The sequence below is a fragment of the Haloferax sp. ATCC BAA-644 genome (genome assembly GCF_000336975.1).
Taxonomy (GTDB): domain Archaea; phylum Halobacteriota; class Halobacteria; order Halobacteriales; family Haloferacaceae; genus Haloferax; species Haloferax volcanii.
Window position 1 is genome coordinate 14,923 of sequence record NZ_AOLF01000013.1, and the last position, 13,985, is coordinate 28,907.

Here is a 13,985-nt window from a genome sequence, read left to right on the forward strand (position 1 = left end):
AGCACGTACTATGGCAGACGGTGACACCGAACTGGAGGCACGGCTGGTCGAGCAGGAGGAGTTCGAACCCTCCGAGGAGTTCGTCGCGCAGGCGAACGTCTCCGACCCGGCCGTCTACGACGAGTTCGAGGAGAACTGGCCCGACTGTTGGGAGCGGGCCGCCGAGATGCTCGACTGGGACGAGGAGTACGACGAGGTGCTGGACGATTCGAACCCGCCGTTCTACGAGTGGTTCACGGGCGGCAAACTCAACGTCTCGTACAACTGCGTGGACCGCCACGTCGAAAACGGGGACAAGAACCGCGTCGCCATCAAGTGGGAGGGCGAACACGGCGAGACGCGAACCTACACNCTACACCTATCAGGACCTGTATCGCGAGGTGAACGAGTTCGCGGCGGCGCTGCGCGACCTCGGCGTCGAGGAAGACGACGTGGTCACGCTCTACATGCCGATGATTCCGGAACTGCCAATCGCCATGCTGGCCTGCGCCCGCATCGGCGCGCCGCACTCGGTCGTCTTCGGCGGCTTCTCCGCCGACGCGCTGGCGACCCGGATGAACTCCGCGGACTCCCGGTTCCTCGTCACCTGCGACGGCTACTACCGCCGCGGCGACCCCCTCGACCACCTCGACAAGGCTAACGAGGGTCTCGACGGCGTCGACCACGGCGTCGACGCGACGGTCGTCGTCGACCGACTGGGCGACGACGGCTTCGGCCACGACCTGAAGGGCAACCAGCACGACTGGGACGACCTCCTCGACGAGCACGCCGGCGAGCGTATCGACCCCGTCGAGCGCGACGCCGAGGACATGCTGTTCCTCATGTACACCTCGGGCACGACGGGACAGCCGAAGGGGGTCAAACACACCACCGGCGGCTACCTCGCGTACGCCGCGTGGACTTCGCACGCCGTGCTCGACATCGAGAAGGAAGACACCTACTGGTGTTCGGCGGACATCGGCTGGATTACGGGTCACTCCTACATCGTCTACGGGCCGCTCGCGCTCGGGACGACCACGGTGATGTACGAGGGGACGCCCGACTTCCCCAACCGCGACCGCCTGTGGGACATCATCGAGAAGTACGCGGTCGACATCTTCTACACGGCCCCGACGGCGATTCGCGCGTTCATGAAGTGGGGCAGCCGGTTCCCCGAACAGCACGACCTGTCGAGCCTCCGTCTGCTCGGCACCGTGGGCGAGCCCATCAATCCGCGCGCGTGGAAATGGTACTACAAGCACATCGGCAACGAGAACTGCCCGGTGGTAGATACGTGGTGGCAGACCGAGACCGGCGGCATGATGATAACGACCCTGCCGGGAATCAAGAAGATGAAACCCGGGTCCGCCGGGCCGCCACTGCCGGGCATCGACGCCCAAATCGTCGACACGAGCGGGAAGCGGGTCGACGCCGGTCGGGCGGGCTACCTCACGGTGAACAAGCCGTGGCCGGGGATGCTCCGGACGCTCTACAACAACGACGAGCGCTTCGTTCAGGAGTACTGGCAGGAGTACTCCGACACCGACAGCGACGACCCCGACGACTGGGTCTACTTCCCCGAGGACGGCGCGAAAATCGACGGCGACGACTACATCACCATCCTCGGACGGGTGGACGACGTCATCAACGTCTCGGGCCACCGCCTCGGGACGATGGAAATCGAGTCGGCCATCGTCGGCGTCGAGGGCGTCGCGGAGGCCGCGGTCGTCGGCGGGAATCACGAGGTGAAGGGCGAGGCCGTCTACGCCTACGTCATCACCGAGGAGGGTCAGGACGAGGACGACGAGATGCGGGGGCGCATCATCGAGGGCGTCGAGGACGCCATCGGCCCCATCGCTCGCCCCGAGATGGTCGTGTTCACGCCGGAACTGCCGAAGACGCGGTCTGGCAAGATTATGCGTCGGCTCCTCGAAGAAATCGCGAACGGCGAGGAACTCGGTGACACGACGACGCTTCGGAACCCCGAAGTCGTCGAGTCGATTCAGCGGCAGGTCGAAAGCGAGTAACCGCCGGTTCCGCCGCCGTCGGCCCTACTCTATCGCGGATTTTCTTCCATCCACGCCGACAGCGACGACTCGTCGCGGAAGTAGCGTCGCTCGCGGACGCCGTCGCGTTCGACCACGGCGAGGAGATGCTTCTCGGAGAGCCGAATCTGCTCGCCGCTGTACGTACACGGTTCGATTCGCTCGTCCCCCGGCCGCCACAGCCGATGGGGGACGACGCGCACGATGGTCTCGTCCCGGCCCGTCGGCGAGCGTCCGGTGTAGTCTGAAAGCGCCATACGCGCGCTACGAACTCCGCGAATATGATATTTTCCTGCATAGTTTGTGTAGTAATATAGTCTCCCGCGGCCCGAGTCGTGGGCTATTGTCACTCTATGTGCGAACTGTTCTCAATGATGCGCACCGCGGTAGCAGCCCGCACATTTATTTTGAACGTTAGTGAAGAATACCGCGTATGAAGAAACCACTCCTGGTGACGGAGTTCCTCGACCGCGCGCGGCGGTACTACGGGGACAGGGAGGCGGTCGTGGCGACGACCGGCGAGCGCTTTACCTACGACGAAGTCGGGGAGCGCGCCGACGGCTTCTCGGCGGCGCTCCAGTCCCGCGGCGTCGAGAAGGGCGACCGTGTCGCGGTGCTCGACCCCAACACGCACTACCACCTCGAAGCCGCCTACGGGTCGATGCAGTTGGGTGCGGTCCACATGCCGCTGAACTACCGGCTCGTCCCCGCGGACTTCGAGTACATGCTGAACGACGCGGACGTGACGGCCGTCTACGCCGACTACGCCTTCGCCGAGAAGATAGACGAGGTCCGCGACGAGATTCCCGCTGAGATCTTCGTCACGAACGACCCCGAGAAGGCCGCCGAATCGACCGACGGGGAGTGGCTCGACTTCGACGAACTGGTCGCGGAGTCGACCGACTACGAGCGCCCGGAGATGGACGAAGACGACATCATCACCATCAACTACACGTCGGGGACGACCGGCGACCCGAAAGGCGTCTGCCGCACTCATCGCGCCGAGACGATTCACGCCTACCTCATCTCGATGCATCAGGACATCGCGGACGACGACGTGTATCTCTGGACGCTCCCGATGTTCCACGTCAACGGCTGGGGTCACATCTACGCGATTACCGGCCACGGCGCGAAGCACGTCTGCACCCGCGGGGTGGAGGCTGAGGCCGTGTTGGACGCCATCCGCGACGAGGACGTGTCGTATCTCTGCGCCGCGCCGACGGTGCTGAACATCCTGATGAAACACTACCGCGAGGAGGGGGGCGTCGAAACGACCGGCGCGAGCCCCGTCCGGGCGGCGACCGCGGGCGCGGCCCCGCCGGAGGCGACGATTCGGACCGTCGAAGACGAGTTCGGCTGGCGGCTCATGCACGTCTACGGAGCCACCGAGACCGGCCCGCTCATCACGACCTCGGAGGCCGGTCGCTACCTGACGGACGGCGACGACCGCTTCGGCGTGAAAAAGAAACAGGGCATCGGCTACCTCGGGACCGACGTTCGCGTCGTCGACGAGGACGGAAACGACGTGCCGAGAGACGACCAGTCCGTCGGCGAAATCGTCGTCGCGGGCAACCAGGTGATGGAGAAGTACTGGAACAAACCCGAGGAGACCGAGGAGGCCTTCTCGGCGCGGCTGGAGGGCTACTACCACATGGGCGACCTCGCGGTCGTCGACGAGAACGGCTTCATCAGCATTCAGGACCGCAAGAAGGACATCATTATCTCCGGCGGCGAGAACATCTCCAGCATCGAACTGGAGGACACGCTGTTCGACCACGACGCGGTCGCAGACGTGGCGGTCATCCCCGTCCCGTCCGACGAGTGGGGCGAGTCACCGAAGGCGTTCGTCGTGCCGACGAGCGGCGACCCCGATGCGCCGGGCGTCACCGCCGAGGCGCTCATCGCGTTCTGTCGGGAGCGCATCGCGACGTACAAAGTGCCGAAGGAAATCGAGTTCGTCGCCGAGCTGCCGAAGACCGCGACCGGGAAGATTCAGAAGTACGAACTGCGCGAACGCGAGTGGGAAGACGAAGGGCGGATGGTGGGAGAAGGATAGGAACGACCGCGTTAAGCTCGCGTTTCGGCCGGTAGCAGGCTCCTAACCGCGGCCGCGGCGTCTCGTTTCGAGGAGGGGTCGGTTCAGCGGTCGTCGCAGGGGCAGTCGAGGCCGAGCGACCCGGGGTTGTTGTTGAACGCATCGAGAGTGTCTTTGAGCGGTTCGCCGTCGACCATATCGCCGCCGACGGAGACGTACCAGCTCTTTTGCTTGCCGCCGTTCGACCACGCGGAGTTACCGAGCCAGTTCCCGGCCATGTTTTTGACCTCTTCGATGGTGTAGCCCGCGTAGTCGCCGTACTGGATGGTCGTGCCGTCGCTCGTGCAGCCCGGGTCGTCGCCCGGTCTGTTCCGGAGGTTGAGGACGATTGCGAGGTAGTGTTTCGCCATGATGTTCGCCTTGTCGCCCTTGGTGGGCGCGACGAGGAACTCGCGCCACTCGTCGTGGGTCATCGTGACGCCGCGGAGGGCGTAGTTCGTGTCACCGTTCGGGCCGAGGACCGCCCAGTTGTCGGTGGGACTGCTGTAATCCGGGTTGTTCGCCCAGTAGCCGGGTGTCTTGGGACACATGGTCGCCGCCACCGAACCGGAAGCCGCGGGGATGCCGATACCGATGCCGAGCGCCGACATCGCGCCGAGTCGGAGCACGGAGCGCCGAGTCGGTCTGAATCCGTCGTTCGTGTCGTCTGTCATAGTGGTGCCACGGGCGTGGCTGCATCGGTGTTCGCGCGTTCCGGGGTTAGTTATAAATCGAACATTCACGACGGGACGAGATTAACTGGTCAACGAACGCGCGGAAATGGCATTGAAACGGTGCTATCCGGGGATATATATCTAGTATTCTGATAGTTGTCGGCCGGCCGTTCGCGCCGCTCACGCCGGTGCCGCCGCGGTGAGATTGGTGCGGCGTGCCTCGAGACGAGACGGACTGCACGGCGGACTCGTCGCTCTCGATGCCTGACGGGGCGAACGACTGTGCGGGGCGAGTCCGACACCGGCCCGTATTTTGCGCCAGTGACACGTCCCGCGACGCGGAGTGGGCACTGCGGGAGCCGACCGCCGGTCGGGACGACGGACACCTTATATCATGTTGTAGAGCCCACCAATCTATAATGATTGATTACACAGATATTAGGGAATCAATACATAACTATTATTAACGATGTATCCGCCGATGTGTCTATGGCACGGGATAGCAAGCCGCTCAATAGGCGAGATGTGTTGAAGGCGACTGGTGCTGTCGGAACCGCTGGCTTGGCAGGGCTGGCGGGGTGTACCGGCGGTGGCGACGGCGGCGGCGGTGATGGTGGCGGCGGTAGCGACGGTGGCGGCGGTGGCGACGACTACCCGGCGTTGGGCAACTTCCCCATCGAGGGCGACACGGCCACGTTCGGATTCAACGTCCCGCAGTCGGGACCGTACGCCTCGGAGGGTGAAGACGAGCTTCGAGCCTATCAGCTCGCGGTGAAGCACCTCAACGAGGGCGGCGGTTGGGTCGACTCGCAGTTCGACGACCTCTCCGGCGACGGCGTGCTCGGCTACACCATCGACCACGTGGACGGGGACACGGCCACGGACGCGGACCAGGCGCGACAGTCCGCCTCGGGGATGATTCAGCGCGACGACGCGATTATGATTTCGGGCGGCTCGTCCTCGGCGGTCGCCATCGCGGTCCAAGGGCTGTGTCAAAACGAGAAAGTCATGTTCATGTGCTGTCTGACGCACTCGAACGACACCACCGGAAAGGATTGCGTCCGCTACTCCTTCCGGGAGATGTTCAACGCCTACATGACCGGACAGGCGCTCGCGCCGGTCGTCCGCGACGCCTACGGCGAGGGTTTGCAGTTTTATCAGCTCTACGCCGATTACAGCTGGGGCCAGACCCAGCAGGCGTCGATGGAGCAGTTCATGACCGACGTGGCCGGCTGGGAGCAGGTGGAGTCGGTCGCGACCCCGCTCGGCACCTCCGACTACTCGACGTACCTCTCGGAGGCCCAGAGCTCGGGCGCGGACGTGCTCATCTTGAACCACTACGGGCTCGACGGCGCGAACTCCATGCAGCAGGCCATCGACGCCGGCATCGACGAGGACATGGAAATCATCGTTCCGCTGTACAACCGCCCGATGGCGGAGGCGGCCGGCGGCGCGATAGAGGGCATCTACGGCACCGTCGCGTGGGACTCGCAGATAGATAACACGCCGTCGCAGGAGTTCACGCAGGCGTTCCGAGACGAGTACGACCGGACGCCCTCGGGCCCCGCGCAGTTGGCGTACGCACAGACGCTCCAGTACGCCGCCGCCGTCGAGCGCGCGGGCACCTTCTACCCGCCGGAGGTCATCAGGCAGCTCGAAGACTACGAGTACGACAACATCGGCATGGGCGCGGAGACGATGCGCGGCTGCGACCACCAGGCACAGCGCGACGTGCCGGTCGTCCAAGGGCTTCCCGGCTCCGAACAGAGCGAGGGGACGTACTTCAACATCGTCAACATCACCAGCCGCGACGACCTCGGCTACGCGTGCGACGCCGGGCCTGCAGCCGAGTGTGAACTCGGGTCCTACGAGTAGCCACTCTCCCCACCGTTATCTTAATGAAAGTTAATCGCAGACAACCACGCACACGTAAATGAGTAAGATTAGCATACCCATGGTAGTTCACGCCTCGAATAGCCGGAGGGGTGGTGGTCGATGAGTCTTCTGTCGGACGTGCTCGTCATCCTGCTCAACGGACTGCAGCAGGGGGCCATCTACGTCCTCTTGGCGGTCGGTCTCTCCATCATCCTCGGGACGCTCAAGTTCGTCAACTTCGCGCACGGCGCGCTGTACCTCGTCGGCACCTACGCGGGGCTGTTCGTCGCGCTGAACGTGCCGCTTTCGAACGGGAAGCTAGCGGAGTGGGGCTTTTCGAGCTTCGGGCTCGATATCGGCTTCTTCGCCGCCCTGATCTTCGTCCCGCTTTTCGTCTTCGGTGTCGGCCTGTTGATGGAGCGGTACCTCGCACGGGCGTTCTACGACCGCCCCGACACCGACCAGATTCTCGTCACGTTCGGGCTCGCAATCGTCGTTCAGGAGCTGTTCCGCGTTCTGTTCGGTAGCAACAGCCTGCCGTTCGAACAGCCCGAGCGAATCCTCTCGTTCGGCTCGTTCGCCGGGCTTCCCGTCTCCGGTCCGGTTGCCCTGCCCATCGTCGGCAACTTCCCGCAGTGGCGGCTCTGGGTCATCGGCATCACGGCCGTCCTCGTGGCGCTCGTGTACCTGCTCGTCGAGTACACCGACTTCGGTCTCGTCGTCCGCGCCGGGACCCGCGACGCCGAGATGGTCCGACTCCTCGGCATCAAAATCACCCGCCCGTACATCGTCGTCTTCGGCATCGGCGCGGCGCTCGCCGGGGTGGCGGGCGTCGTCGGCGGCCCGCTGAACGTCGTCAACCCGACTATCGGGACGAACATCCTCGTCCCGGCGTTCCTGACGGTCGTCATCGGCGGGGTCGGCAGCATCGCCGGCGCGGTCGTCGGCGGCATCGTCTTCGGTCTCACGACCGCCGCGCTCGTCTCCTTCGCGCCCGCGTGGTCGCAGGTCGGCCTGTACGCCATCGCGGCCCTCGTCCTCCTGACGCGACCGCAGGGTCTACTCGGCGACGAGGAGGTGGCCCCATGAGCGAGAAGGACGCCAACCCGAGCGCCAAAGACGCGCTCGTCGGCGGCAGTCTGTTCGGTCGTTGGGAGAAGCTCCGCGGCCGCGAGGGGACGGTCGTCGGCATCACGGCCGTCCTCGTCGCGGTGTTCCCGTACCTCTTCGCCCGCGCCCCCGTCGTCTCGGGGTTCCTGCAGGGCTACCAGAGCCTCGCGACGCTCATCCTCATCTGGGGCATCTTCGCCATCGGCTTCGACCTGCTTCTCGGCTACACCGGGCTGCTCTCGTTCGGCCACGCGGCCTTCTGGGGCGGCGCGGCGTACGCCGCCGGCATCGTCGCTAAGAACGTCAGCGGCGACCCCATCGTGATGGTCGTCTCGGGGACGCTGTTCGCCGTGTTGCTCGCGTGGGTGCTCGGCTTCCTGTCGCTTCGCCGCGGCGGCATCTACTTCTCCATCCTGACGCTGGCGTTCGCCCAGATGTTCTACTACATGGCCGCGTCGCCGCTGGCGTTTCTGACCAACGGCGAAAACGGCCTGACCGGCGTCGAGGTCGGCAGCTTCCTCGGCGTCATCCACCTCGAAGCCGACATCCCGTCCGTCGGCGGGATGCTCCTCGGGACGTGGCTCTACGCCTTCGTCGGCGCGTTCTTCGTCGGCGCGGTCGCGGTCGCCTACCGCATCCTCAACTCCCCGTACGGGATGGTGTTCCGCGCCATCCGAGAGAACGAACAGCGCGCCGAGTTCGTCGGCCTCAACGTCTGGCGCTACAAACTCATGGCGTTCATCATCTCGGGCGCGTTCGCCGGCATCGCCGGGAGCCTCTTTACCATCCACGGGGCGTACGTCCCCCTCCAGTCGCTGTTCTGGACGGAGTCGGGCGACATCGTCGTCATGACCGTCCTCGGCGGCGCGGGCTCGATGTTCGGGCCGGTTCTCGGCGTGGGGCTGTACCTCTACATCGAGAACATCGTCAGCACCATTCAGGCGCTGACGATTCCCTTCACGGATATCGTGCTCATCAGGGACTTCGGGTTCTACTGGCACCTCCTCTTGGGCCTCGTCTTCGTCGTGGTCGTCTGGGTCGTCCCCGACGGCCTGTGGGGCATCCTGACCCGCCTCCGCGAACTCGCGGTCGACCTCGGTTCGAAGGCGGCGAACCGCGTCCGCTCGCGCTCCGGAAACGGGGGTGACGGCCGATGACGCTCCTCGAAACCCAGAACCTCGTCAAGGAGTTCGGCGGCCTCGTCGCGACCGACGACGTGAACCTCACCGTCGAGGAGGACGAGCGCGTCTCCATCATCGGACCCAACGGCGCGGGGAAGTCGACGCTCATCAACCTCATCACGCGACGGCTCGACCCCACCAGCGGCGACATCCGCTTCAAAGGCGAGTCAATCGTCGGCCTCGAACCGCACCAGGTGGTCCAACGCGGCGTCTCGAAGTCGTTCCAGACCGCTTCCATCTTCCCCGACCTCACCGTCAGGGAGAACGCGGAAATCGCGGCGCTGGCGGCCGAGCGCGGCGCGTTCGGCTTCGAGTTCCTGAAACATCGCGACAGCCTCACGGACGTACACGGCGTCGCCCGCGACACGCTCGACTCGGTCGGGCTGTTGGACCGCGCGGACACTGTCGCGACCGACCTTCCCTACGGCGACAAGCGTCGCCTCGAAATCGGTATCGCACTCGCGAGCGAGCCCGACCTGCTCCTCATGGACGAACCGACCGCCGGCATGTCTCCCGAGGAGACGAAGTCGACGGTCGACCTCATCGAGCGGGTCAAACGCGACCACGGCCTCACGTTCGTCCTCGTCGAACACGATATGGAAATCGTCTTCAGCATCTCAGACCGCATCGTCGTCCTCAGCCGCGGCGGCATCATCGCCGAGGGGACCCCCGACGAGATTCGGGGCAACGAAGCCGTCCAAGAGGCCTACCTCGGGGGTGTCGAGCTATGAGCCTCCTCGAAATCGACGCCATCGACGCCTACTACGGCGAGAGCCACATCATCCGCGACCTCTCGATGAGCGTCGAGGAGGGCGAGATATGCGCGCTCCTCGGCCGCAACGGCGCGGGCAAGACCACCACGCTCCGGTGTATCGCCGGCGCGACGCCGCCCGAAGTACGGAAGGGCAGTATCCGGTTCAAAGACGACGACATCACGGGCGTCCCCGCCGAAGACGTGTCGGTCCGGGGCATCTCGCTGGTGCCCGAGGAGCGGCGCATCTTCCCGAACCTCTCCGTCGCCGAGAACCTCCACCTCGCGGAGGTCGTCAACAACAAGTCGAACACCTTCGGCCGGTCGCTGTCGTTCGGCCACAAGGGGATGTCGACCGAGGAGGTCTACGAGCAGTTCCCCCGACTCGACGAGCGGCGAGACCAGCGCGCCGGGACGCTTTCGGGCGGCGAACAGCAGATGCTCGCCATCGCGCGCGCCCTGAAGCAGAACACGGACCTGCTGCTCCTCGACGAGCCCTACGAGGGGCTCGCGCCGAAGATTATCGAGGACGTTGAGGACGCGGTCGAGCGCATCAGCGACGCGGGCACGACCATCCTGCTCGTCGAGCAGAACGCCGCGGCGGCCATCAAGCTCGCGGACCGCGCGTACGTCATCGACCAAGGGGGCATCGTCTTCGACGGGACCGCCGAGGAACTCCGCGAGGACGACGAGACTCGCGAGCGGTATCTGGGGGTCTGACGATGGCTGCGACCGATATCGACGCCGACCCCGAGACCGCGCTCGAAACGCTCATCGCCGCCGGCGCGGTCGACGAAGCGCCCGACGGAACGCTCTCGACCACGGCGGAGTTCGAGAAGACGCTCGCCGTCTATCACGACATCTACGGGGCGGTCTCGACCGAGGAGTTCCACCAGACCGTCTCTGAGCTCTTCGGCGTCGCCCCCGAGAACGTCGAGGCGCGACTCGACGAGTTCGGCGTCACCAGAGCCGACGTGGTGGCCTATCTCGCGGCCAAGTCGTTCCTCGACGCGCCGGTCGGCCAGGACCTCCTTCTGGTCATGGCGGGCCTGCTCGTCGAGATAACCCCGTCGTCGCCGGTGCCGGACGCCCTCGACGAACTCGACGACGACTCCTTCGAATCGTACCTCGCGGCGCACCCGGACGCCGTCGTCCTCGTGTGGCGACGCTTCTGTGAGCCCTGCGACGCGATGAAAGCGGACCTCGACGCCGTCCTCGACCGCGTCCCGGACGGGGTCGCGGCCGCGGGGGTCGACGGCGAGGCGGCCGACGAGTTCTGTCGGCGGTTCGACGTCGACTCTGCGCCGACGCTCCTGTGCGTTCGTGACGGCGAACTGCGAGAACGAGCGTCCGGCCGCCAGACCCCCGCTGAGGTCGCGGCCGTCCTCGACCGGGTGTACTAGCTTTTCCGCTTCGTCGACCCCGTCACCATGACGGGTCGGTCGGAGTTCAGAATCACCGTCTGCGTGACGCTCCCGAACAGCGCCTTGCCCGCGGGCGAGCGCTTCCGCCCGGCGGTGACGATGAGGTCCGCGTCCTCCTCGTCGGCGAACTCGATGATGACCTCCGCGGGGTCGCCCGACGACTCGTTGACGTCGTACTCGATACCGCGGTCTTCGAGGAACTCGCCGGCCTCCCGGACCGAGTGAATCTGCGTCGCCGACGCCCCGCTCGGGTTGTCGGTGAAACTGTGGACGAGCGTCACCTCCTTCTCGTCGGGTTCGCCGGGGAGTTTCGCGACCTCTTCGACGCACGCGAGCGCGTGTTCCGCGTCGTCATCGACACCGATTACCACATGGTACATACTATCACGTCCCGGTCGTCGGGCTTAGTATTTGTGCTGAACGATAATGCTGAATTAGGCCGCGTCGTCGAGGCCGGCCGAGACGTAGACGACGAGCGCGAGCGGGACGCCGAGGACGAGCGCGATGGTCAGCGCGCCGTAGGCCGCGAAGCCGGTTGGCGTCGGTGGAAACGGCACCAAGAAGAGAAACCGGGGCGCGCTGAGACCCGAGACGAACGTTCCGGTGAGGTAGCCCGCGACTCCGGCGACGGCGACGAGGGCGGCGTACAACCCGAGGACGAAGCGATGACCGCCGACGTTCGAACTCACGGCCGACGTTCGGGAGCGGACGCTGTTAGGGTTTCCGTTCGGCTCGTCGGGTCGGCGGCCCCGGCGTACCGATGCACCTTTTGCCGCACGCGCTAAGGTCGGAGTATGTCGGATACCGATATCCTCGGACTCGTGCTCGGGGCCATCGCGATACTGATGTTCGCGACGGGCATCCTCCTCGTCGTCTGAGCCCCCGCCGCTTTTCCGCGTCGCCGCCGCCGAGAGCGGCCGCTTCTCTCCAGTCGTGACTCCCGTCGCCCGCGAGCGGCGGCGCTGGCGAGCGCTCGAATACGGACTGCATCGAGCGACAATCCGTCTGCGAGCACGGACAGTCGGCGTCGTCACGCGCGTTCGCTCTCGCTCTCGAAAACAGCGTCCGAAAAATAACCCGAACCGCGGCGAGCGGCGTCGATTACGCGTCGTCAGCGGAGTTCGCGTCCGCGTCCGCGTCGTCGACCGTCTGCCCGCCGTCGGTGGCGAGTTCGGTCTCGTCTTCGCCGCCGTCGGTGACGGCCGTCTCCAGTTTGCGCTCGAACCAGGTCCACTCGGCGGTGGTGAGGTCGTCGTCGGCAAGGTCCCACGGGTCGCCGTCTTCGACCTTGCGGCCTTCGAGCCACGACTGGACGAAGTTCCAGACGAATATCATCTGGCCGACGAGCAGGATGAGCGCGCCGACCGTCGCGACCTGATGGAGCGTCGCGAACTGCGGCAGGTAGGTCGCGTAACGACGCGGCATACCGCCGTAGCCGAGCAGAATCATCGCGAAGAACGTCAGGTTCGTCCCGACCATCGAGAGCCAGAAGTGCCACTTACCGAGCGTGACCTGGTACATCCGGCCGGTGTAGATGGGGAACCAGTAGTAGAGCCCGGCGAAGCCGGCGAAGGCGATGGCCCCCATGACGATGTAGTGGAAGTGCCCGACGACGTAGTAGGTGTCGTGGAGCACGAGGTCAACCGGAATCGACGCGAGGAAGACGCCCGTCACGCCGCCGATGATGAAGTTCGAGACGAAGCCGATACAGAACAGCATCGGCGTCGTGAGGCGAATCTTCCCGTTCCACATCGTCGTAATCCAGTTGAACGTCTTCACGGCGCTCGGTATCGCGATGGCCAGCGAGACGGCCATGAACGAGGCGCGAAGCCGGGGGTCGATACCCGTCGCGAACATGTGGTGCGCCCAGACGCCGAACGAGAGGACGCCGATGGCGAGCGTGGAGTAGACGACGAACTTGAACCCGAAGAGGCGACGCCCCGCGAAGCGCGGGAGGACGAGGCTCACGATGCCCATCGGGGGCAACACGAGGATGTACACTTCGGGGTGGCCGAAGAACCAAAACAGGTGCTGCCACAGAATCGCGCCGCCGTCGACCGAGAAGAACATCGTGTCGAAGTTCCGGTCGAGAAGCAGCATCGCGATGGCGCTGCCGAGAAGCGGGAACGCGAACAGGATGAGCCCGGACTGGGTGAGAATCGTCCACGAGAAGATGTCGAGGTTCGCCCACGACACCTTCTCGTCGCGCTCCGTGAAGATGGTCGCGATGAAGTTAATCGCGCCCATCGTGGCCGAGACACCCGAGAGGTGCAGGCCGAGAAGCATCAGATCGACGCCGGCGTTCATCTGGTTGCCGGAGCCGACACCGGCCGAAAGCGGCGTGTACATCGTCCAGGCGGTCTGCGCCGGGATGACGTCCGGGATGGGGAAGAACCCGGCCCAGATGAGCAGCGCCGCCGGCGGCAGGAGCCAGAAGGCGATGGCGTTGATACGCGGGAACGCCATGTCGTCCGCGCCGATGAGAAGCGGGATAAAGTAGTTCGAGAACGCGGCGATGATGGGCGTCCCGAACAGGAACAGCATCGTAATCCCGTGGCTTGTGAGCAACGAGTTGTAGAACGTGTTCGAGATGAGCGTCATCGACGGGTCCGCCAGTTCAATCCGCATCAGGACGACCATGAGACCCCCCACGGCGAACGCGACGAGCGCGTATGCGCCGTAGAGCATCCCGATGTCCTTGTGGTCGACCGTCGTCAACCAACGGATGACCCCGGATGGTTTCTCCTCCGAGACGTACTGCTCTGCGGTACCACCGACCGTCCCCCCGCCCGCGAGCGGAGTGTACGACCGCCAGTCTTCGACCCGCGCGAGCCACGCGGCGACGGCGATGAGGAAGACCCCCATGAGCACC

Annotated in this window: 12 protein-coding genes and 1 pseudogene; 8 read left to right on the top strand and 5 right to left on the bottom strand. The window is 65.2% G+C overall.

Annotated features, from left to right (window positions below):
• Positions 1–10 precede the first annotated feature (10 nt).
• A pseudogene (gene acs, locus C458_RS03785) lies at positions 11–2,006 on the top strand (acetate--CoA ligase).
• 29 nt (positions 2,007–2,035) lie between these two features.
• On the opposite strand, the gene C458_RS03790 reads toward acs, so the two are convergent.
• Positions 2,036–2,281: a hypothetical protein gene (locus tag C458_RS03790; protein WP_008573377.1), complete on the bottom strand. Its 246-nt coding sequence runs from the start codon at positions 2,279–2,281 to the stop codon at positions 2,036–2,038.
• Positions 2,282–2,457: 176 nt separating this feature from the next.
• On the opposite strand from C458_RS03790, the gene C458_RS03795 reads away from it, so the two are divergent.
• Complete coding sequence (locus C458_RS03795; RefSeq protein ID WP_008573379.1) at positions 2,458–4,080, top strand: long-chain-fatty-acid--CoA ligase; 1,623 nt, start codon at positions 2,458–2,460, stop codon at positions 4,078–4,080.
• Positions 4,081–4,163: 83 nt separating this feature from the next.
• Here the strand turns inward: C458_RS03795 and C458_RS03800 are convergent, their stop codons facing one another.
• Positions 4,164–4,772, bottom strand: coding sequence for a hypothetical protein (locus tag C458_RS03800; protein WP_008573381.1), 609 nt, complete (start codon positions 4,770–4,772; stop codon positions 4,164–4,166).
• A gap of 561 nt (positions 4,773–5,333) precedes the next feature.
• Between C458_RS03800 and C458_RS03805 the strand changes: the two genes are divergently transcribed.
• The 6 genes from C458_RS03805 (at position 5,334) to C458_RS03830 (ending at position 11,092) form a co-directional block, all read left to right on the top strand.
• A complete protein-coding gene (locus tag C458_RS03805; RefSeq protein ID WP_188148654.1) occupies positions 5,334–6,647 on the top strand; it encodes a substrate-binding protein in 1,314 nt (437 codons plus the stop codon).
• 120 nt (positions 6,648–6,767) lie between these two features.
• Positions 6,768–7,736 (top strand): branched-chain amino acid ABC transporter permease, encoded by a 969-nt coding sequence (locus tag C458_RS03810; RefSeq protein ID WP_008573385.1) that lies wholly within the window; start codon positions 6,768–6,770, stop codon positions 7,734–7,736.
• A complete protein-coding gene (locus tag C458_RS03815; RefSeq protein WP_008573387.1) occupies positions 7,733–8,914 on the top strand; it encodes a branched-chain amino acid ABC transporter permease in 1,182 nt (393 codons plus the stop codon). Before C458_RS03810 ends, C458_RS03815 begins: the two co-directional genes overlap by 4 nt.
• Positions 8,911–9,669 carry an ABC transporter ATP-binding protein gene (locus C458_RS03820; RefSeq protein WP_008573389.1) on the top strand — a complete coding sequence of 253 codons (759 nt, stop codon included), beginning with the start codon at positions 8,911–8,913 and terminating at the stop codon, positions 9,667–9,669. The genes C458_RS03815 and C458_RS03820 overlap by 4 nt, the downstream gene beginning before the upstream one ends.
• On the top strand, positions 9,666–10,409 hold the full coding sequence (locus C458_RS03825) for an ABC transporter ATP-binding protein (protein ID WP_008573391.1): 744 nt from the start codon (positions 9,666–9,668) through the stop codon (positions 10,407–10,409). Before C458_RS03820 ends, C458_RS03825 begins: the two co-directional genes overlap by 4 nt.
• Positions 10,410–10,411: 2 nt before the next feature.
• Positions 10,412–11,092, top strand: coding sequence for a co-chaperone YbbN (locus C458_RS03830; protein ID WP_008573393.1), 681 nt, complete (start codon positions 10,412–10,414; stop codon positions 11,090–11,092).
• On the opposite strand, the gene C458_RS03835 is transcribed toward C458_RS03830, so the two are convergent.
• The 3 genes from C458_RS03835 to C458_RS03845 form a co-directional block, all read right to left on the bottom strand.
• Complete coding sequence (locus tag C458_RS03835) at positions 11,089–11,493, bottom strand: universal stress protein (RefSeq protein ID WP_008573395.1); 405 nt, start codon at positions 11,491–11,493, stop codon at positions 11,089–11,091. The genes C458_RS03830 and C458_RS03835 overlap by 4 nt on opposite strands.
• Positions 11,494–11,547: 54 nt before the next feature.
• Positions 11,548–11,802: a hypothetical protein gene (locus C458_RS03840; RefSeq protein ID WP_008573398.1), complete on the bottom strand. Its 255-nt coding sequence runs from the start codon at positions 11,800–11,802 to the stop codon at positions 11,548–11,550.
• A 412-nt stretch (positions 11,803–12,214) separates the two neighbouring features.
• Positions 12,215–13,978 (bottom strand): cbb3-type cytochrome c oxidase subunit I, encoded by a 1,764-nt coding sequence (locus C458_RS03845; RefSeq protein ID WP_008573400.1) that lies wholly within the window; start codon positions 13,976–13,978, stop codon positions 12,215–12,217.
• Positions 13,979–13,985: the final 7 nt, after the last annotated feature.

Bases quoted from the DNA above. Each gene is read 5' to 3' on its own strand.
- C458_RS03845 (WP_008573400.1), bottom strand. From the start codon at position 13,978: ATGGGGGTCTTCCTCATCGCCGTCGCCGCGTGGCTCGCGCGGGTCGAA.
- C458_RS03820 (WP_008573389.1), top strand. From the start codon at position 8,911: ATGACGCTCCTCGAAACCCAGAACCTCGTCAAGGAGTTCGGCGGCCTC.
- C458_RS03830 (WP_008573393.1), top strand. From the start codon at position 10,412: ATGGCTGCGACCGATATCGACGCCGACCCCGAGACCGCGCTCGAAACG.
- C458_RS03800 (WP_008573381.1), bottom strand. From the start codon at position 4,772: ATGACAGACGACACGAACGACGGATTCAGACCGACTCGGCGCTCCGTG.
- C458_RS03825 (WP_008573391.1), top strand. From the start codon at position 9,666: ATGAGCCTCCTCGAAATCGACGCCATCGACGCCTACTACGGCGAGAGC.
- C458_RS03810 (WP_008573385.1), top strand. From the start codon at position 6,768: ATGAGTCTTCTGTCGGACGTGCTCGTCATCCTGCTCAACGGACTGCAG.
- C458_RS03815 (WP_008573387.1), top strand. From the start codon at position 7,733: ATGAGCGAGAAGGACGCCAACCCGAGCGCCAAAGACGCGCTCGTCGGC.
- C458_RS03835 (WP_008573395.1), bottom strand. From the start codon at position 11,493: ATGTACCATGTGGTAATCGGTGTCGATGACGACGCGGAACACGCGCTC.
- C458_RS03795 (WP_008573379.1), top strand. From the start codon at position 2,458: ATGAAGAAACCACTCCTGGTGACGGAGTTCCTCGACCGCGCGCGGCGG.
- C458_RS03790 (WP_008573377.1), bottom strand. From the start codon at position 2,281: ATGGCGCTTTCAGACTACACCGGACGCTCGCCGACGGGCCGGGACGAG.